The sequence below is a fragment of the Bradyrhizobium sp. RD5-C2 genome (assembly GCF_019972155.1).
GTDB lineage: Bacteria > Pseudomonadota > Alphaproteobacteria > Rhizobiales > Xanthobacteraceae > Bradyrhizobium.
Window position 1 is genome coordinate 82,019 of the sequence record NZ_BOVL01000067.1, and the last position, 25,716, is coordinate 107,734.

A 25,716-nucleotide genomic window follows, 5' to 3' on the forward strand; every position below is an offset into this window, starting at 1 on the left:
CTGGTGTCGCCCGACCCGGCCCCCCGGCAAGGTCTTAGGTTGCACCAACAGATTGATCTCTAGCCCGATTTTGATTTCAGCATCGCCGTTGTCAATGGCACAAGCATGATGCCCTTGGAGTCCAGTGTCTTGAGCCAGACGCCGAGCCGCTCGATCGAGACCGGCAGCGCCGATGCGACGCCCACGGCCGTGCCGCGTTCCTTGGCGATTGTTTCCAGCTTGACCAGCGCGCGGTCGATTTCCGCCGATGTCGGCACCACGTCGATGGCGAAATCGGCCTTGGCGAACGGCAACGATTGGCCGGCCGAGAGGCTCTGCGCGAGGCTGCGCGGGGTGGAACCGTCGTCGAAGAAGCTCAAACCGCGCTTGGCCGCCTCGCGCACGATGGGCTGCATCACCGGATCGGTCGCGACGAACCGGGCTCCCATGAAATTGGCGATCCCGGCATAGCCCTGCAGGCGGCTGAGGTGCCAATAGAGACGGTCGAGGTTCTGCTCGCTGCTCAATGTGGTCAGCAGGGTCTGCGGGCCCGGATCGTTGTCGGGATAGTCGAACGGCTCCATCGGAATCTGCAGCAGTATCTCGTGGCGCTGGGTCCGGGCGCGTTCCGCGAGCTTGCCGGGGTCGGCGCCGTAGGGTGTGAAGGCCAGCGTCACGGCCGGCGGCAGCTTCATGATGGCGTCAGTGGTCTTGGCGGCGCCGACCCCGAGGCCGGCGACGACGATGGCGACCACGGGCATCCGGGCCGCCTTGGCGCGGTCGGCTTCGCCCGCATAGACCGTGAACGGCTTCAGGCCGTCGGCGACGACAGGGATCATGCCGTAGCGCGACTTTTCCAGCAGGCGCGGGTCGATCCCGGTCATCGCGAGCGGCGGCGCATCGCCATCCGTCGTCTTTTCCGCTGGATCGCCGGCGCCGATCACGACGTCCTGGCGCTTGCCGCTGGAGCCGTCGATGATGGTGACGGTCTTGGCGTCGTTCTTTGCGTCGCCGGCTGCGGCCGGCGCCTTGGCGGCGGATTTGACCGCCGGTTCGGCCGGGGCGTGCTTATCGTCGGTGGCTGCGGGCGCGGGATTACGGAGGGCGATGCGGGCAATCGGTTCGCCGCCGAGCGGATTGTCGTTGAACAGGGCGACGCCGGCGAAACCGACCAGCACGAGGCCCAGCAGGACGGCGAGCGCCTGCATCGCCGTGAACGGCAGGCGGACACGGCGCGTCCTGCCCGCGGTGTTCTGCCCAAGCGGCGTGCTCAGTTCGTCGGCCGCTTCTGCCATGACCCTCCCCGAATCAACAGCGCGAACGATAGCACGATGCGGTGCATTCCCGCGCGCCGGCCTCCCCGTCAAAGCACGGCCGGCGGTGGACGGCGAAAACAGAAAGGGCGGCCCGAGGGCCGCCCTGTTCGTCGAATCAATTGGATGGGATCAGTTCGCGGACTTGTTGGCCGGCTTGTCGGCGGCGGCCTTGTCGCCGGTTGCCTTGTCACCGGACGGAGCGGCCGGTGCCGGCGTAGCGTTCGAGGTCGACTTGATGCCGTGCAGCAGGTCGTCGGCCATCTTCAGTGCCTTGTCGTCCTTGGCGTCCGGCGGGACGTAGGACTGCGAGCCGGTCTTCTCGTCGCCATCGTTCTTCAGATGGCCGCGCAGCGAAGCCTCGCCCTTGGTGTCGGTGCGCGCCTTCAGCTCTTCCGGCACGTCCTGCAGCACCTCGATGTCGGGCACGATGCCCTTGGCCTGGATCGACTTGCCCGACGGCGTGTAGTAGCGCGCAGTGGTCAGGCGCAGCGCGCCGTTGCCCGAGCCGAGCGGGATGATGGTCTGCACCGAGCCCTTGCCGAACGAGCGGGTGCCGACCAGCGTCGCACGCTTGTGGTCCTGCAGTGCGCCGGCGACGATTTCGGAGGCCGAGGCCGAGCCGCCGTTGATCAGCACGATGACCGGCTTGCCCTTGGTCAGGTCGCCTGGGTGAGCGGCGCGGCGCTGGGTTTCCTCGGCATTGCGTCCACGGGTCGATACGATCTCGCCGCGCTCCAGGAAGGAGTCGGATACGGTGACGGCCTCTTCGAGCAGGCCGCCGGGATTGTTTCTGAGATCGATGACGTAGCCCTTCAGCTTGTCGCCGATCTGGCTCTGCAGGTTGGCGACCTCCTTCTTCAGGCCTTCGGTGGTCTGCTCGTTGAAGGTGGTGATCCGGATATAGGCGATGTCGTCGGCCTCGACGCGTGCGCGTACCGAGCGGACGCGGATGTTGTCGCGCACCAGCGTGACGTCGATCGGATTGTCCTGGCCCTTGCGGATGATCTTGAGCTTGATCTTGGTGTTGACCGGACCGCGCATCTTCTCGACGGCCTGGTTCAAGGTCAGGCCCTGCACGGCCTCGTCGTCGAGGTTGGTGATGATGTCGTTGGCCATGATGCCGGCCTTCGAGGCCGGGGTGTCGTCGATCGGCGAGACCACCTTGATCAGGCCGTCTTCCATCGTGACCTCGATGCCGAGGCCGCCGAACTCGCCGCGGGTCTGCACCTGCATGTCGCGGAAGCTCTTGGCGTCCATGTAGCTCGAGTGCGGGTCGAGGCCGGACAGCATGCCCGAGATCGCGGACTCAACGAGCTTGCTGTCATCCGGCTTCTCGACATAGTCGCTGCGCACCCGTTCGAACACGTCGCCGAACAGATTGAGCTGGCGGTAGGTGTCCGACGTCGCGGCGCGCGCGCTCGATCCCATCAGCACAGCGCGGGGCTGCGTGACGAAAAGCGTCAGGGCCGCGCCGGTGGCGGCGCTAAGGAGAATTACCGAAGTCTTGCGCATCATCCGCGAACCTTTTCGCCTTCATTTGCGGCCCACCATGGACCTGGATCAATTGGAGTGCCGTCTTTCCGGAACTCGACATAGAGCACTGGCTGGCTCGCATTGGTCGCGAGAATCGATGCAACCTGGGACGTCGACCCCATGGTCGCAACCGGCTCCCCCGTTAGCACAAACTGGCCGATGTTTACCGAAATACGCTCCATCCCGGCGATCAGGACATGATACCCGCCCCCGGCATTGAGGATCAAGAGTTGTCCATAGCTGCGGAAAGGACCAGCGTAAACAACCCAGCCGTCACACGGGGTTGTGACCTGGGCGCCCGGTTTGGCGGCCAAAGAAATGCCCTTTTGTACGCCCCCCGCGCCATCGGAACCGCCAAATTCGCGAATCTTGGTGCCATTCACGGGATAGGAGAACAGGCCTTTGGCCGAGGCGAAGGCGACCGCCGGGCTCATGCGGGCCGGGTCCTTGAGCGCCCCCAGATTCGGCTTGCCGTTCACGGTCGCCGGCGCCCCCTGGAGGCTGGCCGTGGCGGCCGCCTTGGCCGCGCTCTTGAGGTCCTGCTCCATCTTGGCGATCAGGCCCTGCAGATCGGCGGCCTGCTTCGACAGCGCGATGGCGCGGGCGCCTTCGGCTTCCATGTCCTTTTCGGCCGTGCTCTGCTGCCGCTGCCGTTCGTCGACCAGCGCCGCCAGGCGGGTCTGGTCTTCCTTCAGCTTGTCGCGATCCGCCGCCAGCGCATCGCGCTCGGTCGAGATGGTCTTGCGCAGCGCCACCAGTTCGCCGAGATCGGCCGCAAGCTTCTCGGCGCGGACGCGCAGCTCCGGCACCACCGCGCCGAGCAGCATCGCGGTGCGCAGCGATTGCAGCGCGTCCTCGGGCCGCACCAGCAGCGCCGGCGGTGTGCGCCGTCCGGCGCGCTGCAACGCGGCCAGCACCTCGATCACCTCGGAGCGCCGTGAATCGAGCGAGCCGCGGATGTCGCGCTCGCGGCCGTCGAGCGGCTGCAAGCGGGCCTCGGCGTCGGCGATCCGCGTCTCGACGCTGCGCACCTGGCCGGCAATGTCGATCAGCTGCTGATTGAGCTTGCTGCGGTCCTGGCCGATCGCGGCGATGTCGGCCTTCAGCTTCTCCTGCAGCTCGGTGGCCTTGTGCTGCTGTTCGCGCGCGGCCTCGAGCTCCTGCTCGCGCTGCTTGATGGCGTCGGGCGATGTCTCCGCTGTCGCGGCCTGCTGTGCCGGCGGTGCAGACTGTTGTGCGGCTGGTGTCGTTTGCGCATGCGCCGCGCTCAGCGGATACGCAGCGAGCATGGCGATCGACAGAGGCAGGGATGCCGGCAGCCAGCGGCGGCGCGCGCTGCCGAGATGCGAATCCGAAGCTGTGTCCCGCTTGTGCTGCATTCGCGTGCGTTCAGCGCTTTCGACTGTCCGTCACCGCGCCTCAGGCGCGATGATAGGGATGGCCGGCCAAAATGGTCGCGGCCCGATAAATCTGTTCCAGAAGCATGACGCGGACCATTTGGTGCGGCCAGGTCGCGGAGCCGAATGCAATACGCAACGAAGCCTTGCGCTGCAATTCAGGCGAAAGTCCGTCCGCGCCGCCGATCACGAAGACAGTATGCGCTGTCCCCTCGTCGCGCCAGCGGCCGAGCTGCTGCGCAAAGCTCGCGCTGTCGATGCTCTTGCCGCGTTCGTCGAGCGCGACCAGCATGTGCTTTTCCGGCAGCAGCGCCGCGATCGCCGCGGCCTCCTCGGCGATGCGCGCTGGCGTGTCGCGCGCGCGGCTCTCCGCAATCTCATGGATCTCAAGGCCGCGAAAGCCGAGCTTGCGGCCGATATCTTCGAAGCGCTCGCGGTAGCGCTCGGCGAGCTCCCGTTCAGGGCCCTGTTTCAGGCGGCCGATGCAGATCACGACAAGACGCATCAACGCAGACTAGCTGCGCTGCAGCCGATTCGCATCGGCTTCGATACGCCTTAGACCGCCGCGACCGCCGGGTTCTGAGTCCACAACCGCTCGAGGTTGTAGAACTCGCGCACCTCAGGCCTGAACACGTGCACGATCACCTCGCCGGAATCGATCAGCACCCAGTCGCAATTGGGCATGCCCTCGACGTGGATGTTCTTGACCCCGTTTTCCTTGAGGCTCTTCGTCACATTTTCCGCGATCGCGCCAACGTGCCGGTTAACCCGGCCGGTGGTGACGATCATGTAGTCGGAATATGCGGATTTGCCGCGAAGGTCGATGGTGACCGTCTCTTCCGCTTTCATGTCGTCGAGGCGGGAGAGGATCAGGCTCAGCGTCTTGTTGGCATCCGGTTTGTCGGCGTCCGGTTGCGCCTGCAAGGCCGCGGTTTTCGTCGATGTTTTACGCGCAGTCTTTGGAACCTTGGGTAAAACAGACTTTGACAATACAGATGTGGCCAGGGACCATTCCTTTCACTGTATCGCGGGTGCCGAATCCGGCCCCACGCACCATTCTACGCATGTGGGGTTAATGGTTTCAATATTCCAGTAACCCTTTTACGCCTCACGCCGTTCTCCAGCTCCCGTCCGGGTTCCGCAGTCCGGTCGAAGACAGATTGGATTTCATTCCTGTCAGGAACACCCAGGCCGGCGCCTGCTGATCGGCCAGCCGTGTCGCCTGATTTTCGGGCAAGCGATAGCGCATGAGCGCCTGCGCCGCCGGTGCGGCAAGGGCGCGGAAACTCTGGGGCGGACGGTCGATCACGGCAATCGGCACATCGGACGCGATGCGCCGCCAATCTTTCCAGCGATGAAATTGCGCGAGATTGTCAGCGCCCATGATCCAGACGAAGTGCACGCCGGAGACACGGCGGCGCAAGTGGATGATCGTGTCGACAGTGTAGCGAACACCGATGACAGCTTCGAGACAACTGATGTCGATGCGCGGATCGTCGGCAACTCGTCGTGCAGCCGCGGCGCGCTCGTTGAGCGCATGCAGGCCGTCATGGTTCTTCAGCGGATTGCCCGGCGTCAGCAACCACCACACGCGGTCGAGTTGCAAACGCTTGAGCGCGAACTGGCTGATGGCGCGATGCGCGGCGTGCGGCGGATTGAACGAGCCGCCGAGCAGCCCGATGCGCATGCCGTTGGTATAGAACGGAAGCGCCTGGGCTGGGGATGACGGCACGGTGGAAGCTTGTTGCAATGGTCTACCGTGCGCGTGCGACAATGATCACGGCCGTGTCTGCCCGGTGCCGTGGACGCGGTACTTGAAGCTCGTCAGTTGCTCGGCGCCGACCGGCCCGCGGGCGTGGAATTTGCCGGTGGCAATTCCGATCTCGGCGCCGAAGCCGAACTCGCCGCCGTCGGCGAACTGGGTCGAGGCGTTGTGCAGCACGATCGCGGAGTCGACTTCATTGAGGAATCTCTGCGCGGCGGCGGCATCTTCCGTCACGATCGCATCGGTGTGATGCGAGCCGTGATTTTGAATATGCGCGATCGCTTCATCGAGACTGCTGACGATCTTCGCCGAGATGATCGCGTCCTCATATTCGGTGTTCCAGTCCTCGTCGGATGCGGGCTTCACCCTGGCATCGGCGCCTTGCACGATGTCGTCGCCGCGCACCTCGCAACCGGCATCGATCAACAGCTCGACCAGCGGTTTCAGCTTCGTCGCGGCAGCGTTGCGATCGATCAGCAGGGTCTCGACGGCGCCGCAGACGCCGGGACGGCGCATCTTGGCGTTCAGCACGACCGCCTTGGCCATATCGAGCCTGGCGCTGGCATCGACATAGATGTGGTTGACGCCTTCCAGATGCGCGAACACCGGAACGCGTGCCTCCGCCTCGACGCGTGCGACCAGGCTCTTGCCGCCGCGCGGCACGATCACGTCGATGCCGCCGTTCAATCCCGTCAGCATCAGGCCGACGGCTGTGCGGTCACGGGTCGGCACCAGGGTGATCGCGGCCTCGGGCAGGCCGGCTTCACGCAGCCCCTGTACCAGGCAATCATGGATCGCGCGGCAGGATCGGAAGCTGTCGGAGCCGCCGCGCAGGATCACGGCGTTGCCGGATTTCAGGCACAGCACGCCGGCGTCGGCGGCGACGTTGGGGCGGCTTTCGAAGATCACGCCGATCACGCCGAGCGGCACGCGGACGCGTTCGATGGTCATGCCGTTCGGCCGCTGCCAGCTTTCGGTGACGACGCCGACCGGATCGACAATCTCGCGCACGGTTGCAACGCCATCGGCCATGCCGTCGACGCGCGCCGGCGTCAGCGTCAGGCGGTCGACGAAAGCGGAGGTCATGCCACCCGCGCGCGCCTCGGCGACGTCCTCGGCATTGGCGGCGAGAATGGCCGGTGCGTTGGCGCGGATCGCGCGCTCGATTGCGGCGAGCGCCCGGTTCTTCTGCTCCGGCGGCGCCAGCGCCAGCACGCGCGCGGCGGCGCGCGCCTTGGCGGCAAGGTCGGTCATCAGGGCGGCGAGATCGGCGTTGCCGTCGATCGCCTTCAGGGGGGCGCTCATGGAAGTCCCGGCTTTCGATTAAGGCCATGTTCTAGCATGGCAATTGAGGGGTGGCGAGGCGCGGAACCGGCATGGCAGGTGGGCGGCAGGCTGCCCCGCTCGGCCAATGGCCTACCCGACGGCCTACTTGGCCGGGATCGCGCCGGCTGGGCCGATCACGAGGTCGTCGCGGTGGATCATCTCGGAGCGGCCGCTGATGCCCAGAATGGCCATCACGTCGGGCGAGGAGCGGCCCTTGATCTTCTCGGCGTTCTCGGCGTCGTAGGCGACCAGGCCGCGGCCGATCTCATGGGTATCGGGGCCGCGCACGACCACGGCATCGCCGCGGGCGAACTGGCCGTCGACCCGGATCACGCCGGCCGGCAGCAGGCTCTTGCCGGCGCGCAGCGCCGCCACCGCGCCGGCATCGATGGTCAGCGTGCCCTTCGGCTCGAGCGAGCCCGCGATCCAGCGCTTGCGCGCCGTGACGGGATTGGCCGGGGTCAGGAACCAGGTGCAGCGGCCGCCGTCGGCGATCGCCTGCAAGGGATGCTCGATCTTGCCGGAGGCGATCAGCATGTGGGTGCCGGCGGTGGTCGCGATCTTCGCAGCCTCGATCTTGGTGGTCATGCCGCCGCGCGACAGTTCGGAGCCGGCTGAGCCGGCCATCCCCTCGATCTCCGAGGTGATGCTCTCGACCACCGGGATCAATTTCGCATCGGGATCGACCGCGGGCGGCGCGGTGTAGAGGCCGTCGATATCGGACAGCAGGATCAACAGATCCGCGCTCGCCATGGTGGCGACGCGGGCGGCGAGGCGATCATTGTCGCCGTAGCGGATCTCGGTGGTTGCGACCGTGTCGTTCTCGTTGATCACGGGCACCGCGCCCCATTCCAGCAGTTTGGCGATGGTCGAGCGCGCATTGAGATAGCGGCGGCGCTCCTCGGTATCCTGCAACGTCACGAGGATCTGTCCGGCGCCGATGCCGTGATGGCCGAGCACCTCCGACCAGGTCCGCGCCAGCGCGATCTGGCCGACCGCGGCGGCAGCCTGGCTCTCTTCGAGCTTCAGCGGGCCGCGCGGCAACTTCAGGCGGCTGCGGCCGAGCGCGATCGAGCCCGACGACACCACCATGACCTCGCAGCCTCGCTTGTGGAGCTTTGCGATGTCGTCGACCAGCGCGGCGAGCCAGGATGCGCGGACTTCGCCGGCCTGCGAGTCGACCAATAGCGACGAGCCGACCTTGACGACGATACGGCGAAAGTTCTTGAGCGCGGGGCGTTTCATGGGTTCGGTCTGGCAGGAAGGTGGAGGCAGTATGCGCCACGAGGTGGCTTGGAAGTGCTTGTGAGGCGCAGGCGTTGTTCGGACTTGCCGTTCAACCCTGCGGCAGCGGCGTCGCCCACGGTTCCGACTGAGCCTTGGCCTTGTTCGACACCGGCGCCTCGCCGATCACCTCGACCAGCGCGCGCAGCGCGTCCTGCACGCCTGCGCCGGTCACGCCCGAGATCAGCAGCGGCGTCTTCTTCGCTGCCCGCTTGAGGCGGTCCTTCTGCTTCTTCAACTCGTCCGGCTCGACCGCGTCGATCTTGTTGAGCGCGACGATCTCGATCTTGTCGGCGAGATGGCCTTCGTAGGCTTCAAGCTCGGTGCGCACCGTCTTGTAGGCCTTGCCGGCATGCTCGCAGGTCGCATCGACCAGATGCAGCAGCACCCGGCAGCGCTCGACATGGCCGAGGAAACGATCGCCGAGGCCCGCGCCCTCATGCGCGCCTTCGATCAGGCCGGGGATATCGGCGAGCACGAATTCGCGGCCGCCGTAGTTCACGACGCCGAGCTGCGGATGCAGCGTGGTGAAGGGATAGTCGGCGATCTTCGGCCGCGCCGCGCTGACCACCGAGAGGAAGGTCGATTTGCCAGCATTGGGCAGGCCGACCAGGCCGGCATCGGCGATCAGCTTCAGCCGCAGCCAGATCCAGCGCTCCTCACCCGGCGCGCCGGGATTGGCGTTGCGCGGCGTGCGGTTGGTGGAAGACTTGAAATGCGCATTGCCGAAGCCGCCATTGCCGCCTTCAGCCAGCACGAATTTCTCGCCAAGTTCGGTGAAATCGTGCAGCAGCGTCTCGCGGTCCTCGTCGAACACCTGGGTGCCGACAGGCACTTTCAGCACGATCGACTTGCCGTTGGCGCCGTGGCGGTCCTTGCCCATGCCGTTGGTGCCTTTTGGCGCCTTGAAGTGCTGCTGGTAGCGGTAGTCGATCAGCGTGTTCAGCCCGTCGACGGCCTCGATGATGACGTCGCCGCCGCGGCCGCCATTGCCGCCGGAGGGGCCGCCGAACTCGATGAACTTCTCGCGCCGGAACGCGACGCAGCCGTTGCCGCCGTCGCCGGAGCGAATATAGACCTTGGCTTCATCGAGGAATTTCATGATCCGTACTAGTTAGGGCAGGCCGGTCCCTGCGGCAACCCGCAAGCGCGCCGACTTCGGCGAAAAGCCTTAATTTTCGGGCCTTTTTGCGGCCCTTGGCGCTAAACAGGGCGCCGCCGGACCAGGAATTTCTGCATCCCCTCCAGCACCAGCTCGCGGCGCTGGTTGTGCACGGTCGAGCGCAGCGTTACGACGCCGGTGGTCTTACCCGGGACGAGCTCGATCACCTCCAGCGCCGGGTAGATGGTATCGCCGGCATAGACCGGTTTCAGGAACTTGCTCGACTGTTCCAGGAAACCGATCAGCGACTCCTCCACGACATAGGGAAACAGCCCGGCGCCGGGCGCGGTGTGCACCAGGGTCTGGAAGCCGTGCGCGAGCAGGTCCGGCATGCCGCGCGTGCGGCAATATTCGACGTCGTAATGGATCGGATGGGTGTCGCCGCTGGCGGTCTGGAACGCCGCGAATACCGCCGAGGTCTGGGTCCGGCTCGGAATCACGAAGCGCTCGCCGAGCACGAAATCCTCGAACCACCGCTGTGCGGAGACCATGCGATGCTGGGTGGGGTCGAATTCGCTCATGCGGCGTTTCCTGCTCTGCTTCTTGAATGGCTGTCCTGGAGCCTATCCTGTTCCGACTGAATCGGAACGGGGCTCTAGATTCTTGTTTTGACGCGTTTTCTTCACGCGAACCGGTACCCACTTCGCTCGAATACGCTCTACCGGTAGCGCAGGCGCCCGACTGCGACAATTGGTTCGATCTACCGCCGCCGGGGTTGTCCTGCGCAACGACGTCGGTAAAACCGGCGACAGGACCGCCCGACTCAGAGGCGGCGACAACAAGAGAACAATGAGCCTGTTCGCAAAACTGTCCTCCTACGACGATCGATCGGCGCGGCTTGCCGGCATTGGCCTGATGCTGCTGTCGATCTTCATGTTCTCGTTCGGCGACGCGATGGGCAAATTCCTCGTCGCCACCTATTCGGTCGGGCAATTGCTGTGGCTGCGCGCCTGCGCGGCGCTGCTCGTGCTGCTGCCGATCGTGTGGAAGCGGCGCGCGGATTTCCTGCATCTGGAGCGGCCGTGGCTGCAATTGCTGCGGGTCACGCTGTCGACGCTGGAGGTCGCGGCGTTCTTCCTCGCGACCGTCTATCTGCCGCTCGCCGACGTCATCACCTACTATTTGGCCGGACCGATCTTCGTCACCGCGATGTCGGGCCTGGTGCTCGGCGAGCATATCGGCTGGCGGCGCTGGACCGCGATCCTGGTCGGTTTTTGCGGGGTGCTGATTGCGCTCAGGCCATCGGCGCAGACCATCAGCTGGCCGGCGATGATCGCGCTCGGCGGCAGCCTGTCGTTTGCGGTGCTGATGCTGATCACGCGCTCGCTGCGCGCAACGCCCGACATCGTGCTCGCGACCACGCAATTCGGCGGCACCTTCATCCTCGGCCTCGTGCTCTCGCCGATCGGCTGGGTGACGCCATCGGCCGGCAGCCTCGTGCTGTTCTTTACCGCCGGCATCATCTCGGTCGCGGCGCTGCTGTGCGTGAATCGGTCGCTGAAACTCGCGCCGGCGAGCGTGGTGGTGCCGTACCAGTATTCGATGATCGTCTGGGCAGTGATCTTCGGCTTCGTGGTGTTCGGCGACGTGCCGTCCTGGGCCACGATCATCGGCGCCGCAATCATCATCGCGGCCGGCCTCTACATCTTCGTGCGCGAGCAGCAGCTGGGGCGCACCGACTCCGCGATCAATCCGCCGGCGTGATTCTTACCCTCCCCTGGAGGGGGAGGGTCGGATCACATTGAGCGCAGCGAAATGTGAGACGGGGTGGGGTGATCTCTCAACTCGGGCAGCGTCCGAGCGGAGAGACCGTCACCCCGCCCCGCTGCGCATTCCGCTCCGCTGCATGCCCAGCGACCCTCCCCCTCCAGGGGAGGGTGAAGGTCGGAGAGGCCTCAGCTCCGTCGCCGGGTCGAGTTGTTCCAGCTCTTCAGCGAAGCCCAGACGCCGCGCGACAGCCGGAAGGCATCGACCGGGCTCGATGAGCCCAGCGCTTCGAAGCGGTGCAGCTCGACGCCGCTCCACTGGAAGCCGCACTTCTCGAGGATATTGCGCGACGACGGGTTGACGACGCGGGCGCCCGCGATCAGCTGGTCGCGGTCGAATTCCTCGAAGAAATAATCGATCACGGCGCGCGCGGCCTCGGTGCCAAAACCCTGGCCCCAATGGTCGACGCCGAGCCAGTAGCCGAGCTCGGCCGCGGTCTCCTCGCGCCAGTCGATGCCGACCATGCCGATCGGGGTGTGATTGTTCTCGATCAGGAAAACGGTTTCGCGTCCGCCGGCGCCGAGCGCGCGCACGAAGTCGATGGCGTCGTCCTGGGTATAGGGATGCGGCAGGCGGCGGGTGTTCTCCGCGATGCGGCGGTCATTGGCGAGGCGTGCGATCGCTTTTACGTCCGCGAGCGTCGGCTTGCGCAAGGTCAGCCGTTCGGTCTCGAGGACGCAAGCTCTTGCCTCGCGCAAGGTCGGCGTCGGGATGTCCTGCAACATGTCGAGCTCCTGTGATGCGACAATCGGTACGCAACGCTTGGAACGTCACGCGCGGTCGAACCGGATCGCGCGCAACGAAAAGGGGAGGCCGGTCATCCCGCCTCCCCTTAGAGCCCTTTACGACTCCGCCGGTTCAACAGGACCCGGCGGACTCATGTGCGTCCACCGTCTACTCGGCCGCCTCTGCCATCGGAATAACCGAGATGAAAGTGCGGCCATTGGCTTTGGCACGGAACTCGACATGACCCTCGACCTTGGCGAAGAGAGTATGATCGGTGCCCATGCCGACATTAAGGCCAGGATGCCAGGTGGTGCCGCGCTGACGCGCGATGATGTTTCCGGGGATCACACGCTCGCCACCGAACGCCTTGATGCCAAGGCGCTTGCCCTTGGAATCACGTCCGTTGCGCGATGAACCGCCTGCTTTTTTATGAGCCATAGCTCGTCTCCGACTTCGCTTTGATCTCTAGATCAATTCCTTGACGGAATCATTTCACGTTTTGTCACGCTTCAAATCTGAAAGCGCGACGATCACTTCTTCTCGCTCTTCGCCGCGGCCTTCTTGGCCGGAGCCTTTTTCGCGGCCGGCGCCTTTGCGGGCGCCTTCTTCTTGGCCGCCTTCGGTGCTGCGTCCTCGCCATCATCGGCGGGCGCTGCGACCTTTTCCTTCTTCGGCCGCGGGCCGACGGTCGGCTTGGCGTTATCGGCGAGGATCTCGGTGATGCGAAGCACCGTGAGTTCGTCGCGATAGCCGCGCTTGCGGCGTGAATTCTTGCGGCGACGCTTCTTGAACGCGATCACCTTGGCGCCGCGCTTGTGCTGCAGCACTTCGGCCGCAACGGTGGCGCCTGCCACGGTGGGCGTTCCCAGCACCGGCGTGTCACCGCCGAGCACCAGAACTTCGCCTAGCTGCACGATCGTGCCGACATCGCCGGCGATCTTGCCAATCTCGAGTACATCATTCGGAACGACACGGTACTGCCGGCCGCCGGTTTTGATGACTGCGAACATCGTTTGATTCCTTCGTGTTCGGTTCCGGCCTCGGACGGTTAGCCCGGGTCGGCTTTTTGTTCAGTCGCTATGGGTTATGTGTTTCGCGCGAAGGGAATGAATTCCCAAACTGGATCGCACAAAAACAATCGGCGCGAGAAAACTCCGCGCCGGATGGGCGGACTTATAGCTGCTGACGACGCGGAGTCAAGGTAAAGCAGGGCAAAAACCGGCCAAAAATGAAGGGTTTGGCACGATTTTGGCCCGGATTGCCCCTCAGGCCGCGGTCTTTGCCGCGGCTCGCGCGTGCCGGCGGATGGTCTGGGGCGGCTGGCCCAGCACCCGCAGGAACGCCCGCCGCATCCGTTCGCGGTCGGCAAAGCCGGTCTCGACGGCAATTTCGTCCATCGAATGGCGGCCATCGCCGATCAGTTCGCGCGCCGCCTCGACCCGGAGCTGCTCGATCGCCTTGGCCGGCGACTGGCCGGTCTCGGCGCGGAAGGCGCGGCTGAACTGGCGCGGACTGAGCCGAGCCACCTCGGCCAATTCCTCGACCGAGAGCTCGTTGCGCAGATGCGCCTTGGCGTAGTGCAGGGCGTTCTGGATGCGGTCGGATTTCGGGTCGAGCTCGAGCAGCGCCGAGAACTGCGACTGTCCGCCGGTGCGGCGGTGATAGACGACGAGCTTGCGGGCCACCGAACGGGCGACCTCGACGCCCAAATCATGCTCGATCATCGCCAGCGCCAGATCGATCGTCGCGGTCATGCCGGCCGAGGTCCAGATCGGCCCGTCGACGATGTAGATGCGGTCCTGCTCGACCTTGAGCCCGGGAAATCGGGCCTGCAATTCCGGGGCGAATTGCCAGTGCGTGGAGACGCGCCGGCCGTCGAGCAGGCCGGCTTCAGCCAGTGAGAAGGCGCCGATGCAGGGCGCGGCGATGCGCTGCGATGTCGTCATGGCGCGCCGCATGTAGTCGATCAACTTCGCCGATGCCGGATGAAGCTCGTGGCCGGCGCCGATGAAGACCGTGTCGAAGCTGCGATCGCCAAAGGCTTCGGTTTCGACATTGAAGCCGGCGGATGACCGCACCGGTCCACCGTTCTCCGACAGCAGCGTGACCTCATAGAAGGGCGCGCCTGCGATCAAATTGGCGACCTCGAAGGCGGTGATGGCGGTAAAGCCCATCACTTGGAACTCCGGAAAGACGACAAAGCCGATCTCCTGCATGGAACTCTCCAACCGCAGCCTGTGTCCTAAAAAGGTGTATATGTGACATTTGAGACATGCAAGGGGGCCTGTAGAACCTGAGCAACGGCCAAGTCCGGCCGTTCAGGTCAAACAGGAGACCAACATGACCAAGTCAGCCAAGGGCACGGCGCTCGTTACCGGTGCGTCGTCCGGAATCGGTGCCATCTACGCGGACCGGCTCGCACGGCGTGGCTACGATCTGATCCTCGTTGCACGTAACCGTGAGCGCCTCGATGGGCTCGCCAAGCGTCTCGCGACGGAGACAGGCCGATCGATCGAGATCGTCGCCGCCGACCTCAGCAAGCGTGCCGATGTGTCGCGGATCGAATCCATTCTGCGCAGCAACGAAGGCATCAGCGTGCTGGTGAACAACGCCGGCGTCGGTGCCACCGCGCCGCTGCTCGCATCCGATGTCGACAAGATGAGCGACATGATCGCGCTCAACGTCGACGCGTTGATGCGCCTCACCTATGCGGCGGTGCCGGGATTCGTCGCGCGCGGCGGCGGCACCATCATCAACATCGCCTCGGTCGTCGGCGTCCAGCCGGAACTGCTCAACGGCGTCTACGGCGGCAGCAAGGCGTTCGTGTTGGCGCTGACCCACTCGCTGCAGCACGAGCTGAAGGACAAGAACATTCGCGTCCAGGCCGTGCTGCCGGGTGCCACCGCCACCGAGTTCTGGGACGTCGCCGGCACGCCGGTCGCGCATCTGCCCGGCGAGATCGTGATGAAGGCCGAGGACATGGTGAACGCTGCGCTGGCCGGCCTCGACCAGGGCGAGGTCTTCACCGTGCCGTCGCTGCCGGAGGCTGCGGATTGGCAGGCCTATGAGGCGGCCCGCCAGAAGCTGATGCCGAACCTGTCGCGCAGCACGCCCGCGGCCCGCTACGGGGTGAAGGCCGCCTGACGCCCCCTGCGATCATTGCGTCCCGCGCGCCGGCCGAGCGCCGCAGTGCGGGACGCAACCATTTGAGTTCCCAGTCGTTAGTGCTGGGAACCTCAAGCGGGCAGGGCGAATGGCTGAAGACACCGGACTGACCACGGGAATCGCGCACCACGGTGCCGCGCGGCTGCCATCCGTCGACATCGACAGCTTCAACATCGAGCTGAAGGACGACGAGGGCTTTCTCGGCGATCGCGCCTCCAAGGGCGCTTTCCGCAAGATCCTCGACCGCTGGCGCAAGCCGCTGCGCAAATCGGACGAGGATCCGTTCGGCGACGAGCCGTCGGACCAGATCAGCAAGAAGAAGCTCGACGAATTGCTGGTCGGCGACGACACCGAGGCCTCCGCGGTCGTGCACAGCGCGATCGAGGAGTTTGCGCAGGAGCTCGCCTATGTGACGCGGCGCTTCCTCGGCACCAAGGCCTGGGCCAAGACCGAGCGCATCGTGGTCGGCGGCGGCTTTCGCGACTCCAGGCTCGGCGAGCTTGCCATCGCGCGCACCGACATCATCCTGAAGTCGGAGGATTTCAAGGTCGACATGGTGCCGATCCGCTTTCATCCCGATGATGCCGGGCTGATCGGCACGCTGCATCTGGCGCCGTCGTGGATTTTCGAGGCCCATGACGGCATGCTCGCCGTCGATATCGGCGGCACCAATATCCGCTGCGGCGTCGTCGAGACGCGCTGGAAGAAGGCGCCCGATCTCTCCAAGGCCACGGTCTGGAAATCGGAGCTGTGGCGCCATGCCGACGACGAGCCGACGCGCGAAGGCGCGGTGAAACGGCTGGTGAAGATGCTGAAGGATCTGATCACCGCCGCCGAGAAGGAGAACCTCAAGCTCGCGCCGTTCATCGGCATCTCCTGTCCCGGCGTCATCAACGAGGACGGTTCGATCGAGAAGGGCGCACAGAATCTGCCGGGTAATTGGGAGAGCAGCAAATTCAACCTGCCGGCGAGCCTGGTCGAGGCGATCCCGCAGATCGGCGATCATGACACCGCGATCGTGATGCACAATGACGGCGTGGCGCAGGGACTGGCCGAAGTCCCGTTCATGCAGGATGTCACGCGTTGGGGCGTGCTGACGATCGGAACCGGGCTCGGCAATGCCCGCTACACCAATCGCAAGAAAGACAACGGCAAGGACGACAAGAAGGCCGAGAAAAGGGCCAAGGACGACGAGGGCGAAAAGAGCGAGAAAAAGGCCAAGAAAGCCAAGAAGGCTGACGCCTGAGACGCTGCCTGAGACGCTTGGGCGCAGCCGATCGCCCGGTAAGGTTGATCGGTTAGGTTAAGATCGGGTTCGCGTTGCCGTTTGGGCCCCGGCCGCTACCGTGAAGGCGTCGCTCCCGCCGACCGGCGAAGCCGCACTTCCCGGCCGGCAATATTGAGAAGCGGCACGGGACCGCCAGTTTTTGTCGCGTCCTGGCGGTCCCACCAATTTCTACTTCCAATTGATCCGCCCGAAGAAGCCGGCGATCTCGGCGGCGGCGCGGTCGGGGTCCTCGCGATGCGGGAAGTGCCCGACATCGGGAAACATCTTCAGGTCCAGATTCGAGAAGGTCTCGCCCAGCCGGTCGGTCCAGGCATAGGGAAACAGCGGGTCGTGCTCGGCCCAGCGGATGCAGGTCGGCAGCGTGATCGGCGGCAGCACGGGCGCTTCGCCTTGCATCATCTTCACGCGGCCCGCATGCGACGCGCGATAATGAGCAAAGCCGCCGGCGAGGTTGCCCGGCTTGTAGAAGTTGTCGGCGAAGTCCTCGATCACGTCGTCGAACGCGGCCTTGCGATGCGTCCAGTTGTGCAGGAAATGGCCGATATACGTGCGGCAGGTCTCTCTGTTCGCCCCGACCAGCGCGGGCGCCATCTCCATCTGATGGAACGACTGGTACCAGATGTGGTTCAGCCGGTCCGGCGCGGCCATCCGCGGCCCGATGCCGGGGTAGACGAAATCGAAGAAGAACAGCCCGGCGATGCGCCCGGGCGCCTTGCGGGCGAGCGGCTGCATCACCGCGCCGCCGACGTCGTGGCCGACCACGCCCGCCTTGTCGATACCAAGTGCGTCCAGCAGCGCCAGCATGTCGTCGGTATGTTGATCGGGGCCAAACGAGCCTTGCGGCTTGTCGCTGTCGCCGAAGCCGCGCAGGTCGGGCGCGATCAGGGTGTAACGGTCGGCGAGCCGCGCCATGACCGGCTTCCAGGTCAGCCAGAATTCCGGCCAGCCGTGCAACAGCAGCAGCGGCGGCCCGTTGCCGGTCCGCGCGACGTGGAACGCCGCCCCGTTGGCTCGAATCGTCACATGCTCCATGGGCCGCTCCTGCTGCTTTTGCTTCGCCCGTGCGCCGACCGGACCCGAACCGTCCCGCTAGCGCATTGTTTCCGCGCGCTTTCTTGCGCCACCCGGCGCTTCGTTGGCGCGAGGCGCCGGTGGCGGAAATATTATTGCAGCGCCTTGTCTGTCCCGCCATCCTCGCCTAGAACACGCCCGACCGCGGGTGGTGCAAATCACCTGGGCCGCTGGAGAGGTGGCAGAGTGGTTGATTGTACCGCACTCGAAATGCGGCATAGGTGCAAGCCTATCGGGGGTTCGAATCCCCCCCTCTCCGCCACCCTTCGCCCTGCCGGGCTTCGGGTGGCAGGCCACCCTTTCTGACCAGGGCGAAGGGTGTCTCCCGAAGCTTCGGCGAAGCGCAGGGAGACTGTCTCGGCATAGTCGGCTGCTACTTGACGCGTGAAGAACGTCTCCCGAAGGTCCGTGAGAAGCGCAGGGGGGCATCGCTTGTGGTACGTCTACTTTCTCGAGCTAAATAACGGCGACATCTATGTCGGCTCGACCAATGATCTTCGCCGCAGGATCGCGTCCCACCAGCAAGGGCATGTCGTCTCCACGCGCAACTTCCTGCCGATCGTCCTGTGTTCCTACGTCGCGGTATCGCATGAACGAACGGCGCGCGAACTCGAGCGCTATTTCAAATCCGGCTCCGGTAAGGCGTTTGCAAAGAAGCGCTTTCTTGGAAAGTCAGACTAGCGCGCGCCGCGGCGCAGCAGCCAGTTTTTGATTTACGTATCAAACAGCAACGAGGCATACGTTCGTATCCTGCTATGCCGGACGAGGACGACGCGGCTGGCCGTGATCCGGTCCGCGCCGCGTGACGATTAGCCATGTCCCCCTGACATTCCAACGATCTCGACCGCTCGCCTGACGCTTCGACCGCAGGTGGTCGAGGACTTCCCCGCTTACCTCGCGTTCCTGGCTTCGCCGCGCTCCGCCGGCATGGGCGGTCCGTTCGATGTGCGTGCGGCGTGGGGGATGTTTTGCCACGACCTGGCGTGCTGGCGGTTGTTCGGCCATGGCGCGCTGACGATCGAGCTCACAGCCTCGAGGCAGTGCGTCGGCCAGGTCGGCATCAACCATTGGCCGCTGTTTCCGGAGAAGGAACTCGGTTGGTTGCTCTATGACGGACACGAGGGACACGGCTACGCCACCGAAGCGGCGCTCGCCTTGCGCGACTGGTCCTTTGCGACGCTGAAGCTGTCTTCGCTGGTCAGCTACATGTCGCCTGACAACGCGATGTCCGCCGCGGTGGCGAAGCGATTGGGCGGCGAGCTCGATCCGTCAGCGCCGAGGGACGATCCGCATGATCTCGTCTACCGCTATCGGCCGCCGCGTGGAGATGCGTGAAGCGCGATCTGAACTTGCTCCGGGTATCGGACGCGTTGGATCTGACTCAACCCGAGAAGGCCGCTACCCGGCCTCTGGAGAGTGATGCAACCTGCCCTTCGCGGCCGTCCCTCGAGGGGGCGCCCTCGATGCCGAACGTTGTGGCAAGTCCTCTAACACCAGCAGGCGTCACGACGAGCGCGCGGCTATCCCGGACATGCTCAACCCAATCGTGCTCGAGAGCGTGATGAAGGATGGCCGCGCCGAGTGCCCCGGCCAGATGCGGCCGGCGCTCGCTCCAGTCGAGACAGGGGCGACAGAACACCCTGCGCCTGGAGGCGAGGTGAAGATCAACGCCGAACTCATCGAAGAATGACCGACCGGCATCGGTCAGTTGTCCGCCATCCTCGTCGAGCAGAACAAACGACTGCTGGACAAGCCGGTCGGCGATCGCGACGGCGATGCGGCCGGCCATGTGGTCATAGCACGTGCGCGCGTGTCGGAGTGTCTCTCCGCCGCGCCAGAGATCGCGCCGGGCGGGGCCTTCCTGCGCCACGACCATGAGACCTTCCAGCACGCGCGCGACGTGCGGAGAGGCCAGGCGGAAATATCGTCGCCGGCCCCGCTTTGCGAGCGCAAGCAATCCAGCGTCGCTGAGTTTCGCAAGATGGCCACTCGCAGTCTGCGGCGCCACGCCAGACACATAGGCCAGCTCCGAGGCGGTCAACGTTCGACCATCCATCAGCGCGCTGAGCATGTTGGCGCGCGCCGGATCGCCGATGAGTGCCGCGACTTGGGCGATCTTGGGTCCTGTGTCCATGTCTTGTTTTACGCCGACGAGGACGCAGTGCCAAGCACGGATACTTCGGCCAAGACCGTAGTGTTTCTGCAAGACCGGTTCAATCGCGGGACATAGGTTGTCTGACAACACCAAGCCGCAGCGAAAGGCATCGCCGCGACGGGACGAAAGATCGTCTCGCGGCTCCAAGTACTCGATTGGCTTCGAATGATAATCGCAAAGCGCGCTGGTCTGAGCCATCAAAATCTCACAGACAACCGAGTGTGATCAATGCAAGCAACTTCGCTCAACACAAGGCAGCCGGAGCAAGTCGGCTCTGACAGCGCGTCATCCCGTTCGCCTCTCGCCGCGGCGCTGGCGCTTGCCGCCACGAGCCTCGGCCTCGGCATCGTGCAGCTGGACATCACCATCGTTAATACCGCGCTGAGCAGCATCAGCACCTCGCTCGGCGGCAGCGTGGCCGAGCTGCAATGGGTAGTGACCGCCTATACCATCGCATTCGCCGCCTTCATTCTGACCGCTGGTGCGCTCGGTGATCGCGTTGGCGCCAAACGGATATTCATAGGGGGCTTTGCAATCTTCACGTTGGCTTCGCTCGCCTGCGCATTGGCTCCGTCGGCGATGTTCCTGATCGTTGCTCGTTCCGTGCAGGGCCTCGCGGCGGCAATCCTGGTGCCGAACTCGCTGACGCTGCTCAATCACGCCTATACCGATCCGAAGGCGCGCGGCCGCGCGGTCGGCTTCTGGGCCGCAGGTGCGAGCGTCGCACTGACTGCGGGGCCGCTGGTTGGCGGCGCGCTGATCGCGCTGGTCGGCTGGCGCGCGATCTTTCTTGTCAACTTGCCGATCGGCGCCGCCGGCCTTTGGCTCGCCTGGCGTTACGCCGAGGAGACGCCGCGGCTCGCGCAGCGCGAGATTGATCTGCCGGGACAGATCGCGGCGATTGCAACCCTCGGCACGCTGGCCGGCGCCCTGATAGAGGGCGGCGTGCTCGGCTGGAGCCATCCGCTCGTCATCGCGGGCTTCGCCGGGGCGGCCGTAATCGGACTCCTGTTCGTATGGCGCGAGGCACGCGCGCTGCAACCAATGCTGCCGCTGTCGCTGTTCCGCCATCGCATGTTCGCGCTGACCGCTCTGGTCGGGCTTCTCTTCAACATCGCCTTCTACGGCCTGATCTTCGTGCTCAGTCTCTACTTCCAGAACGTCAATGGCTGGTCGCCGTTCGCAACGGGCCTCGCCTTCGTACCCATGATGGCGATGGTGCTCCCCGCCAACCTGATCGCCGCATCGGTCAGCGAGCGTCTTGGCGCGCCGCAAGCCATCGCGCTGGCTTGTATGATCACCGCCGCGGGCTGCGTTGCGCTGCTGCCTATGGCCTCAGGTACCAGCTACTGGGCGATCGGCGCTCAGCTCGTCATCCTCGGCGGGGGGCTCGGGCTGGTCGTGCCGTCCTTGACCTCGACGCTGCTCGGCAGTGTCGAGAAATCGCGATCCGGCATCGCCGCCGGTGTATTGAACGCGGCGCGGCAGACCGGCAGCGTGGTTGGCGTTGCCCTGTTCGGTTCGCTGGTCGGAGGCAACAACGCGTTCATGGCAGGCGCGCATGCCTCGCTCGTGATATCGGCCGCTGTGCTGCTCGCCGGTGCGATCGCGATCGTGCAGGGCCGGGCAGAGCAGGGGCGATGAAGGGGAGGTGCAGGTCGAGCCCGTGTGGTGCCCGGAGACCGAAGACCAGGGCGTCGATGACAAATCATCATGGTTGGGGTCTTGTGAAGCAAGTCAGCGACACCCTGCACACTTGGCGCGACCGGGTTCGGCGGCGTCGCGAGTTGGCGCAATGGACCGACCGCGACTTGCATGATGTCGGGCTTTCCTGGAGCGACATCGCTCTGGAAGTCGCGAAACCCTTCTGGCGGGCTTGAATAGCACCCGCTGCCTCTGGCGAGGGGGTACCAGCCAACTTCGTTCGAGATGGACGGGAGCGCGCGGAGAAGTCGCGATCCGGATCGCCGCAGATATTGCGAAATTTATGAATGCGCACCTGGTCTAGTAGCTCGGACCGTGGGTTCCCGGCCATGCCGCCCGCACCTTCGTCCGCAGGACGTTGTTCCGATTGACCGCCGCTCAGGCCGGAGCGCTGCCGGCTACTTTGCATGGGGTTGTTTTCGATATTTTGACGGAGCCGCGTCCGACCCCGCGTCGGTAACCTTAATTTTCTGTTTCGATTGTCGTTAAAGTTTTATCGATTATCCTCGTGACACTTGAGCGGCGTGACGAACCGCACGATGAGAGGCAACAACCGAGTGGCTTGACGACCTCTCTGGAATCGAAGGGTGGGCAGAGCACAGTGCCAGCCACCTTTCGGGCTGTCCGGCGGCGGCCGGCGGGGCAAATCAATTTGTGAAGTGCATTGATTGCCAGGCTGCGGTGCGTGTCGCGCCGCAGGATGCTTCTCAATTTGGGATTTCCAAGATGACGTTCGCGCACTTTTTGATCGCGGCCGGTGGTGGCTTTTTGCTGCTGGCAGGCTTCGTCGCATTTGCCCTTTGGAGAAACGCACTCCATTCGACGGCGCGGATTTAGCAACCGGCGAGATTCAGCTCCGACGGCCTCGCTCGTGGGGACGAGTGAGGTTGGCGGAATGGCCGCACCGCCGCGCGGCCTGACAGCCGAGCACCGCGCCTTACGACCTACCCCAAGGCGACGCGTGCTCGGCTGTTCACTTCCTGACCCATCACCTCCACTCAGCGAGATCCAACCTGCGGGTGATGGCGATGGCTTCGAGAAAGGTCTCATCGTGGCTCACCACTAGCAGCGCGCCGTCATAGGCGCGCAGTCCGGCCTCGACCGCTTCCATTGATTCGATGTCGAGATGGTTGGTCGGTTCGTCCAGGATCAGGAGCGGCGGCGGGCTCACGCCACCCAGAACGCAGGCGAGGCCGGCGCGGAGCAACTGGCCGCCGCTCAGGCTCGCGACGGTCTGCAGGGCCGCATCGGCGCGAAACATGAAACGCGCCAGCGCGGCGCGGCAGGCGTTCTCACTCGCATGCGGATTGATGCGCCGGAAATTATCCAGGATCGAAGCAGTCGCATCGAGCAGGCTGACCGCCTGATCGAACATCGCAAAGCGGGTCATCACCTCGACGGTGCCGCGCGCTGCGGTTAGCTCGCCGCTGACGAGCTTGAGCAGCGTTGTCTTGCCGGCGCCGTTGGGGCCTGTGATCGCGACACGCTCCGGTCCTGACATGGAGAAGGTAAGATCGCGCAGGATCGGCGCCTCCGCGGTGTAGCCGGCATCGGCGGCTTCGATCCGCAGCACCATCCGGCTCGCCGGCAGATTGGTCGACGGCAGCTGCACCGAGAACGGTTGCAGCACCTCGATGCGCTGGCGCGCCGCGGTGGCCAGTTCGAGCGCTTGCGTCCGCCGCCGCTCGGCGAGGCGGGCGTTCTCGCCGCCGGTGTCCTCGCTGCGATCCTTGCGCAGCCCGGCGGCGATCCGTGGCAGATCGCCCTTGGCGCGCTTCCTCGCGCCGGCGCCGTCCTTGCGCGCCTGCCGTTCGGATGTTTCCCGTGCCTTGCGGTCGATCTCGGCGACGCGCTTCTCGGCATCGGCCAGATCGTGTCGTGCTGCCGACAGCTCGACGGCCTTGCGCGCACGGTACTGACTCCAATTGCCGCCGTAGCGTCGGGCTTCCAGCGAGGTCAGCTCGACGATCGCATCCATGGTCTCCAGCAGTTCGCGGTCGTGGCTGACGATGATGGCGCCATGCCGCCAGTCGGCGAGCAGGTCGATCACCGCCTGGCGTCCCGCGCGATCGAGATTGTTGGTGGGCTCATCCAGCAGCAGAAAGTCGGGTTGCGCGAAGGTCAGTGCGGCAAGGCGCGCCCTCGTGGCCTGTCCGCCGGACAGCGTCGCCAGCGGGGCTTCGAGCACGTCGTTCAGTCCGACGCGCTCGAGTGCCGACGCGATGCGCGCGTCGAGCGTCCAGTCGATATCCGCAAGCTCTTCAGTGCTCGCAAGGCCCCGTTCGGCGCGGCGCAATGCGGCGAGCGCACCGCGCGCGCCGAACAGATCGACGACGCATTCGTCGGGCTTCAGCTGAACCGCCTGATGCAGCATCGCGACGCGTCCCTGAACCGAGACCGTGCCTGATTGCGGCGCGTGTGCGCCCGCGATCAGGCCGAGCAGCGTCGTCTTGCCGACGCCGTTCCTGCCGACAAGGCCGGTCCGTTCGGGGCCGAAATTGAGATCGATATTGGAAAGGAGAACCCGGCCGTCAGGCGCGGACAGGGTCAGATGGGCGAGCGTGATCGATGCAGGCATGGCGATGGATATCCCGGTGGGCAAGGCTGATGGGCGTTGCGGTCCGGATGAAATCCATGGCTGTCGGCATCCTCTCGAATTGATGTTGAACTGATGTAGCCGCGCATTGGGCCGGTATCAAGGCGCGACGCGAACCGTCACGCGGCTTCGGCGAAGGTCCAGCGGTCCGGATCCGGCGTGTGGCCGATCAAGGCGAGGCCATAGGCGATCGATTCAAATTGATCCGCCGAGGTCAGCCGCGCTTCGCCGAAGCGCTCGGCGAACAGGCGCTGCACGGCCGGCACGAACGAGGTGCCGCCGGTCAAAAACACCTTCTCGACGTCGCGCGCGGTGATGCCGGATTTCGCCAGCGCCTCGTCCACCGTCGCACCGAGCCGCTCGATGTCGTCGGCGATCCAGGATTCGAAATCGTCGCGGGTCACGGTCGTGCCGATATCGATGCCTTGCCGGGCAAAGCGGAACTCGACCCGGTCGCGGCTCGACAGCGCGACCTTGGTATCCGACACGGCGCGATACAGCGCGAAGCCGAGATCGTGGTCGACGATGGTGATGAAATCGTGCAGCGGCGCCGGATCGATCGCGGTGCGCGCGAGCTGCTGCAACTCGCGCAGATCGCCATTGCCCCGCATCATCGCGAGCTGATGCCAGCGCGCGAGGCTCGAATAATAGTGATTGGGGATCGGCAGCACCTTGTCGAACGAGCGGTAGTTGGTGCCCTTGCCGAGCCGCGGCGAGACGATGTGGTCGACGATGCGGTGGTCGAAGGTGTCGCCGGCGATGCCGATGCCGGAATGTCCGAGCGGCTCGGCGCTCAGCACGCCGCCCTTGCGCGAGAAGCGCATCACGGAGAAGTCGCTGGTGCCGCCGCCGAAATCGGCGACCAGCACGGTCGCATCGTGATCGAGGCTGCGCGCAAAGGAGAACGCCGCTCCGACCGGCTCGTAGACATAGCGCGCGTGGCCGGCGCCGAGCCGCTCGAACGCGGCCCGGTAGCGCTGCATGGCGAGCTCGTCATTGGGATTGCCGCCGGCAAACGTCACCGGGCGGCCGACCATGATGGTCGGTGCGCCGAGATCGAAGCCTTCGCCGGCATGGCGCGTCAGCGTGCGCAGGAACGCTGCGAGCAGGTCCTCGAACTTGTAGCGTTGCCGGAAGATCTGGGTGGTGTTGAACGCCGAGCTCGCCGCGAAAGTCTTGAACGACTGGATGAAGCGATGGATCGTGCGTCCCTCGAGGAACTGCTCGATCGCCCACGGCCCGCCCTCGGCGCGCGGATGCAGGCCGGCGCCCGGCCGGTCCTCCCAGAAGCACAGCGCGGAGACATAGACGCTATGCGTGCGGCCGCCATGGTCGAAGCGGATCGCTTCGACGCGGCCGTCGCTATCGGACAGCGCGACAACGGTGTTGCTGGTGCCAAAATCGACGCCAATCGAGACGGCGCGCGGGGCGCTCGACATGTCATGCTCGGATTGTCTGTGAAAGGGGCCGGACCTTTAGCGG

Annotated in this window: 25 protein-coding genes and 1 tRNA gene; 8 read left to right on the top strand and 18 right to left on the bottom strand. The window is 65.1% G+C overall.

The genetic code is table 11. From position 1 onward, the window contains the following. Positions 1-59 precede the first annotated feature (59 nt). The 10 genes from BraRD5C2_RS38980 to BraRD5C2_RS39025 form a co-directional block, all read right to left on the bottom strand. Complete coding sequence (locus tag BraRD5C2_RS38980; RefSeq protein ID WP_223977763.1) at positions 60-1,274, bottom strand: divergent polysaccharide deacetylase family protein; 1,215 nt, start codon at positions 1,272-1,274, stop codon at positions 60-62. A gap of 150 nt (positions 1,275-1,424) precedes the next feature. Beyond that, positions 1,425-2,810 (bottom strand): S41 family peptidase, encoded by a 1,386-nt coding sequence (locus BraRD5C2_RS38985; RefSeq protein ID WP_173639618.1) that lies wholly within the window; start codon positions 2,808-2,810, stop codon positions 1,425-1,427. Continuing rightward, positions 2,807-4,207 (bottom strand): murein hydrolase activator EnvC family protein, encoded by a 1,401-nt coding sequence (locus BraRD5C2_RS38990; RefSeq protein WP_223977765.1) that lies wholly within the window; start codon positions 4,205-4,207, stop codon positions 2,807-2,809. The genes BraRD5C2_RS38985 and BraRD5C2_RS38990 overlap by 4 nt, the downstream gene beginning before the upstream one ends. Positions 4,208-4,247: 40 nt before the next feature. Continuing rightward, positions 4,248-4,730 carry a 23S rRNA (pseudouridine(1915)-N(3))-methyltransferase RlmH gene (gene rlmH / locus BraRD5C2_RS38995; protein WP_223977767.1) on the bottom strand — a complete coding sequence of 161 codons (483 nt, stop codon included), beginning with the start codon at positions 4,728-4,730 and terminating at the stop codon, positions 4,248-4,250. A 50-nt stretch (positions 4,731-4,780) separates the two neighbouring features. Continuing rightward, positions 4,781-5,149 (bottom strand): ribosome silencing factor, encoded by a 369-nt coding sequence (gene rsfS, locus BraRD5C2_RS39000; protein ID WP_092121653.1) that lies wholly within the window; start codon positions 5,147-5,149, stop codon positions 4,781-4,783. Between the two features lie 184 nt (positions 5,150-5,333). Continuing rightward, positions 5,334-5,957 carry a nicotinate-nucleotide adenylyltransferase gene (locus BraRD5C2_RS39005; RefSeq protein ID WP_223977877.1) on the bottom strand — a complete coding sequence of 208 codons (624 nt, stop codon included), beginning with the start codon at positions 5,955-5,957 and terminating at the stop codon, positions 5,334-5,336. A gap of 45 nt (positions 5,958-6,002) precedes the next feature. Further along, on the bottom strand, positions 6,003-7,295 hold the full coding sequence (locus tag BraRD5C2_RS39010; protein ID WP_223977769.1) for a glutamate-5-semialdehyde dehydrogenase: 1,293 nt from the start codon (positions 7,293-7,295) through the stop codon (positions 6,003-6,005). Between the two features lie 123 nt (positions 7,296-7,418). Then, positions 7,419-8,561 carry a glutamate 5-kinase gene (proB, locus tag BraRD5C2_RS39015; RefSeq protein WP_223977771.1) on the bottom strand — a complete coding sequence of 381 codons (1,143 nt, stop codon included), beginning with the start codon at positions 8,559-8,561 and terminating at the stop codon, positions 7,419-7,421. A 91-nt stretch (positions 8,562-8,652) separates the two neighbouring features. Continuing rightward, a complete protein-coding gene (gene obgE, locus BraRD5C2_RS39020) occupies positions 8,653-9,702 on the bottom strand; it encodes a GTPase ObgE (protein WP_097675894.1) in 1,050 nt (349 codons plus the stop codon). Positions 9,703-9,803: 101 nt separating this feature from the next. Beyond that, on the bottom strand, positions 9,804-10,283 hold the full coding sequence (locus BraRD5C2_RS39025) for a MaoC family dehydratase (RefSeq protein WP_223977773.1): 480 nt from the start codon (positions 10,281-10,283) through the stop codon (positions 9,804-9,806). Between the two features lie 268 nt (positions 10,284-10,551). Between BraRD5C2_RS39025 and BraRD5C2_RS39030 the strand changes: the two genes are divergently transcribed. Continuing rightward, on the top strand, positions 10,552-11,466 hold the full coding sequence (locus BraRD5C2_RS39030) for a DMT family transporter (protein WP_223977775.1): 915 nt from the start codon (positions 10,552-10,554) through the stop codon (positions 11,464-11,466). Positions 11,467-11,657: 191 nt separating this feature from the next. On the opposite strand, the gene BraRD5C2_RS39035 is transcribed toward BraRD5C2_RS39030, so the two are convergent. The 4 genes from BraRD5C2_RS39035 to BraRD5C2_RS39050 all read right to left on the bottom strand — a co-directional run bounded on the left by BraRD5C2_RS39035 (position 11,658) and on the right by BraRD5C2_RS39050 (position 14,471). Then, entirely contained in the window at positions 11,658-12,254 is a 597-nt protein-coding gene (locus BraRD5C2_RS39035; protein ID WP_223977777.1) for a GNAT family N-acetyltransferase, read from the bottom strand. A 169-nt stretch (positions 12,255-12,423) separates the two neighbouring features. Continuing rightward, on the bottom strand, positions 12,424-12,693 hold the full coding sequence (gene rpmA, locus BraRD5C2_RS39040; protein WP_024583287.1) for a 50S ribosomal protein L27: 270 nt from the start codon (positions 12,691-12,693) through the stop codon (positions 12,424-12,426). A gap of 92 nt (positions 12,694-12,785) precedes the next feature. After that, the gene (gene rplU / locus BraRD5C2_RS39045) at positions 12,786-13,265 is read right to left on the bottom strand and encodes a 50S ribosomal protein L21 (RefSeq protein ID WP_223977779.1); all 480 of its coding nucleotides are present in this window, start codon (positions 13,263-13,265) and stop codon (positions 12,786-12,788) included. A gap of 255 nt (positions 13,266-13,520) precedes the next feature. Next, complete coding sequence (locus BraRD5C2_RS39050; RefSeq protein WP_223977781.1) at positions 13,521-14,471, bottom strand: GlxA family transcriptional regulator; 951 nt, start codon at positions 14,469-14,471, stop codon at positions 13,521-13,523. 124 nt (positions 14,472-14,595) lie between these two features. Between BraRD5C2_RS39050 and BraRD5C2_RS39055 the strand changes: the two genes are divergently transcribed. Beyond that, entirely contained in the window at positions 14,596-15,399 is an 804-nt protein-coding gene (locus tag BraRD5C2_RS39055; RefSeq protein ID WP_223977783.1) for an SDR family NAD(P)-dependent oxidoreductase, read from the top strand. Between the two features lie 109 nt (positions 15,400-15,508). After that, positions 15,509-16,666, top strand: a complete 1,158-nt coding sequence (locus BraRD5C2_RS39060) for an ROK family protein (protein WP_223977785.1) — start codon at positions 15,509-15,511, stop codon at positions 16,664-16,666. 210 nt (positions 16,667-16,876) lie between these two features. Here BraRD5C2_RS39060 and BraRD5C2_RS39065 read toward each other — a convergent pair whose 3' ends face one another. Continuing rightward, positions 16,877-17,740, bottom strand: coding sequence for an alpha/beta fold hydrolase (locus BraRD5C2_RS39065; protein WP_223977787.1), 864 nt, complete (start codon positions 17,738-17,740; stop codon positions 16,877-16,879). A gap of 211 nt (positions 17,741-17,951) precedes the next feature. On the opposite strand from BraRD5C2_RS39065, the gene BraRD5C2_RS39070 reads away from it, so the two are divergent. The 3 genes from BraRD5C2_RS39070 to BraRD5C2_RS39080 all read left to right on the top strand — a co-directional run bounded on the left by BraRD5C2_RS39070 (position 17,952) and on the right by BraRD5C2_RS39080 (position 19,114). After that, positions 17,952-18,041: transfer RNA gene (locus BraRD5C2_RS39070), tRNA-Ser, on the top strand. Positions 18,042-18,211: 170 nt separating this feature from the next. Continuing rightward, positions 18,212-18,460, top strand: coding sequence for a GIY-YIG nuclease family protein (locus BraRD5C2_RS39075; RefSeq protein ID WP_223977790.1), 249 nt, complete (start codon positions 18,212-18,214; stop codon positions 18,458-18,460). 147 nt (positions 18,461-18,607) lie between these two features. Further along, the gene (locus BraRD5C2_RS39080) at positions 18,608-19,114 is read left to right on the top strand and encodes a GNAT family N-acetyltransferase (protein ID WP_223977879.1); all 507 of its coding nucleotides are present in this window, start codon (positions 18,608-18,610) and stop codon (positions 19,112-19,114) included. 46 nt (positions 19,115-19,160) lie between these two features. On the opposite strand, the gene BraRD5C2_RS39085 is transcribed toward BraRD5C2_RS39080, so the two are convergent. Beyond that, positions 19,161-20,132 (bottom strand): ArsR/SmtB family transcription factor, encoded by a 972-nt coding sequence (locus BraRD5C2_RS39085; RefSeq protein WP_308444490.1) that lies wholly within the window; start codon positions 20,130-20,132, stop codon positions 19,161-19,163. Between the two features lie 30 nt (positions 20,133-20,162). Here BraRD5C2_RS39085 and BraRD5C2_RS39090 point away from each other — a divergent pair, with 30 nt between their 5' ends. Together BraRD5C2_RS39090 and BraRD5C2_RS39095 are read left to right on the top strand one after the other, a co-directional pair. Beyond that, positions 20,163-21,578, top strand: coding sequence for an MFS transporter (locus BraRD5C2_RS39090; RefSeq protein ID WP_223977792.1), 1,416 nt, complete (start codon positions 20,163-20,165; stop codon positions 21,576-21,578). A gap of 56 nt (positions 21,579-21,634) precedes the next feature. After that, positions 21,635-21,814 carry a DUF1127 domain-containing protein gene (locus BraRD5C2_RS39095; RefSeq protein ID WP_223977794.1) on the top strand — a complete coding sequence of 60 codons (180 nt, stop codon included), beginning with the start codon at positions 21,635-21,637 and terminating at the stop codon, positions 21,812-21,814. Positions 21,815-22,626: 812 nt separating this feature from the next. Here BraRD5C2_RS39095 and BraRD5C2_RS39100 read toward each other — a convergent pair. Both BraRD5C2_RS39100 and BraRD5C2_RS39105 read right to left on the bottom strand, forming a co-directional pair. Then, positions 22,627-24,216 carry an ABC-F family ATP-binding cassette domain-containing protein gene (locus tag BraRD5C2_RS39100; protein ID WP_223977796.1) on the bottom strand — a complete coding sequence of 530 codons (1,590 nt, stop codon included), beginning with the start codon at positions 24,214-24,216 and terminating at the stop codon, positions 22,627-22,629. Between the two features lie 137 nt (positions 24,217-24,353). Beyond that, the gene (locus tag BraRD5C2_RS39105; protein ID WP_223977799.1) at positions 24,354-25,673 is read right to left on the bottom strand and encodes an Hsp70 family protein; all 1,320 of its coding nucleotides are present in this window, start codon (positions 25,671-25,673) and stop codon (positions 24,354-24,356) included. Positions 25,674-25,716: the final 43 nt, after the last annotated feature.

Coding starts and splice junctions, on each gene's coding strand:
- BraRD5C2_RS38980 (WP_223977763.1), bottom strand. CDS start 1,274: ATGGCAGAAGCGGCCGACGAACTGAGCACGCCGCTTGGGCAGAACACC.
- BraRD5C2_RS38985 (WP_173639618.1), bottom strand. CDS start 2,810: ATGATGCGCAAGACTTCGGTAATTCTCCTTAGCGCCGCCACCGGCGCG.
- BraRD5C2_RS38990 (WP_223977765.1), bottom strand. CDS start 4,207: ATGCAGCACAAGCGGGACACAGCTTCGGATTCGCATCTCGGCAGCGCG.
- rlmH (WP_223977767.1), bottom strand. CDS start 4,730: ATGCGTCTTGTCGTGATCTGCATCGGCCGCCTGAAACAGGGCCCTGAA.
- BraRD5C2_RS39010 (WP_223977769.1), bottom strand. CDS start 7,295: ATGAGCGCCCCCCTGAAGGCGATCGACGGCAACGCCGATCTCGCCGCC.
- proB (WP_223977771.1), bottom strand. CDS start 8,561: ATGAAACGCCCCGCGCTCAAGAACTTTCGCCGTATCGTCGTCAAGGTC.
- obgE (WP_097675894.1), bottom strand. CDS start 9,702: ATGAAATTCCTCGATGAAGCCAAGGTCTATATTCGCTCCGGCGACGGC.
- BraRD5C2_RS39025 (WP_223977773.1), bottom strand. CDS start 10,283: ATGAGCGAATTCGACCCCACCCAGCATCGCATGGTCTCCGCACAGCGG.
- BraRD5C2_RS39030 (WP_223977775.1), top strand. CDS start 10,552: ATGAGCCTGTTCGCAAAACTGTCCTCCTACGACGATCGATCGGCGCGG.
- BraRD5C2_RS39035 (WP_223977777.1), bottom strand. CDS start 12,254: ATGTTGCAGGACATCCCGACGCCGACCTTGCGCGAGGCAAGAGCTTGC.
- rpmA (WP_024583287.1), bottom strand. CDS start 12,693: ATGGCTCATAAAAAAGCAGGCGGTTCATCGCGCAACGGACGTGATTCC.
- rplU (WP_223977779.1), bottom strand. CDS start 13,265: ATGTTCGCAGTCATCAAAACCGGCGGCCGGCAGTACCGTGTCGTTCCG.
- BraRD5C2_RS39050 (WP_223977781.1), bottom strand. CDS start 14,471: ATGCAGGAGATCGGCTTTGTCGTCTTTCCGGAGTTCCAAGTGATGGGC.
- BraRD5C2_RS39055 (WP_223977783.1), top strand. CDS start 14,596: ATGACCAAGTCAGCCAAGGGCACGGCGCTCGTTACCGGTGCGTCGTCC.
- BraRD5C2_RS39060 (WP_223977785.1), top strand. CDS start 15,509: ATGGCTGAAGACACCGGACTGACCACGGGAATCGCGCACCACGGTGCC.
- BraRD5C2_RS39065 (WP_223977787.1), bottom strand. CDS start 17,740: ATGGAGCATGTGACGATTCGAGCCAACGGGGCGGCGTTCCACGTCGCG.
- BraRD5C2_RS39085 (WP_308444490.1), bottom strand. CDS start 20,132: ATGGCTCAGACCAGCGCGCTTTGCGATTATCATTCGAAGCCAATCGAG.
- BraRD5C2_RS39090 (WP_223977792.1), top strand. CDS start 20,163: ATGCAAGCAACTTCGCTCAACACAAGGCAGCCGGAGCAAGTCGGCTCT.
- BraRD5C2_RS39095 (WP_223977794.1), top strand. CDS start 21,635: ATGACAAATCATCATGGTTGGGGTCTTGTGAAGCAAGTCAGCGACACC.
- BraRD5C2_RS39100 (WP_223977796.1), bottom strand. CDS start 24,216: ATGCCTGCATCGATCACGCTCGCCCATCTGACCCTGTCCGCGCCTGAC.
- BraRD5C2_RS39105 (WP_223977799.1), bottom strand. CDS start 25,673: ATGTCGAGCGCCCCGCGCGCCGTCTCGATTGGCGTCGATTTTGGCACC.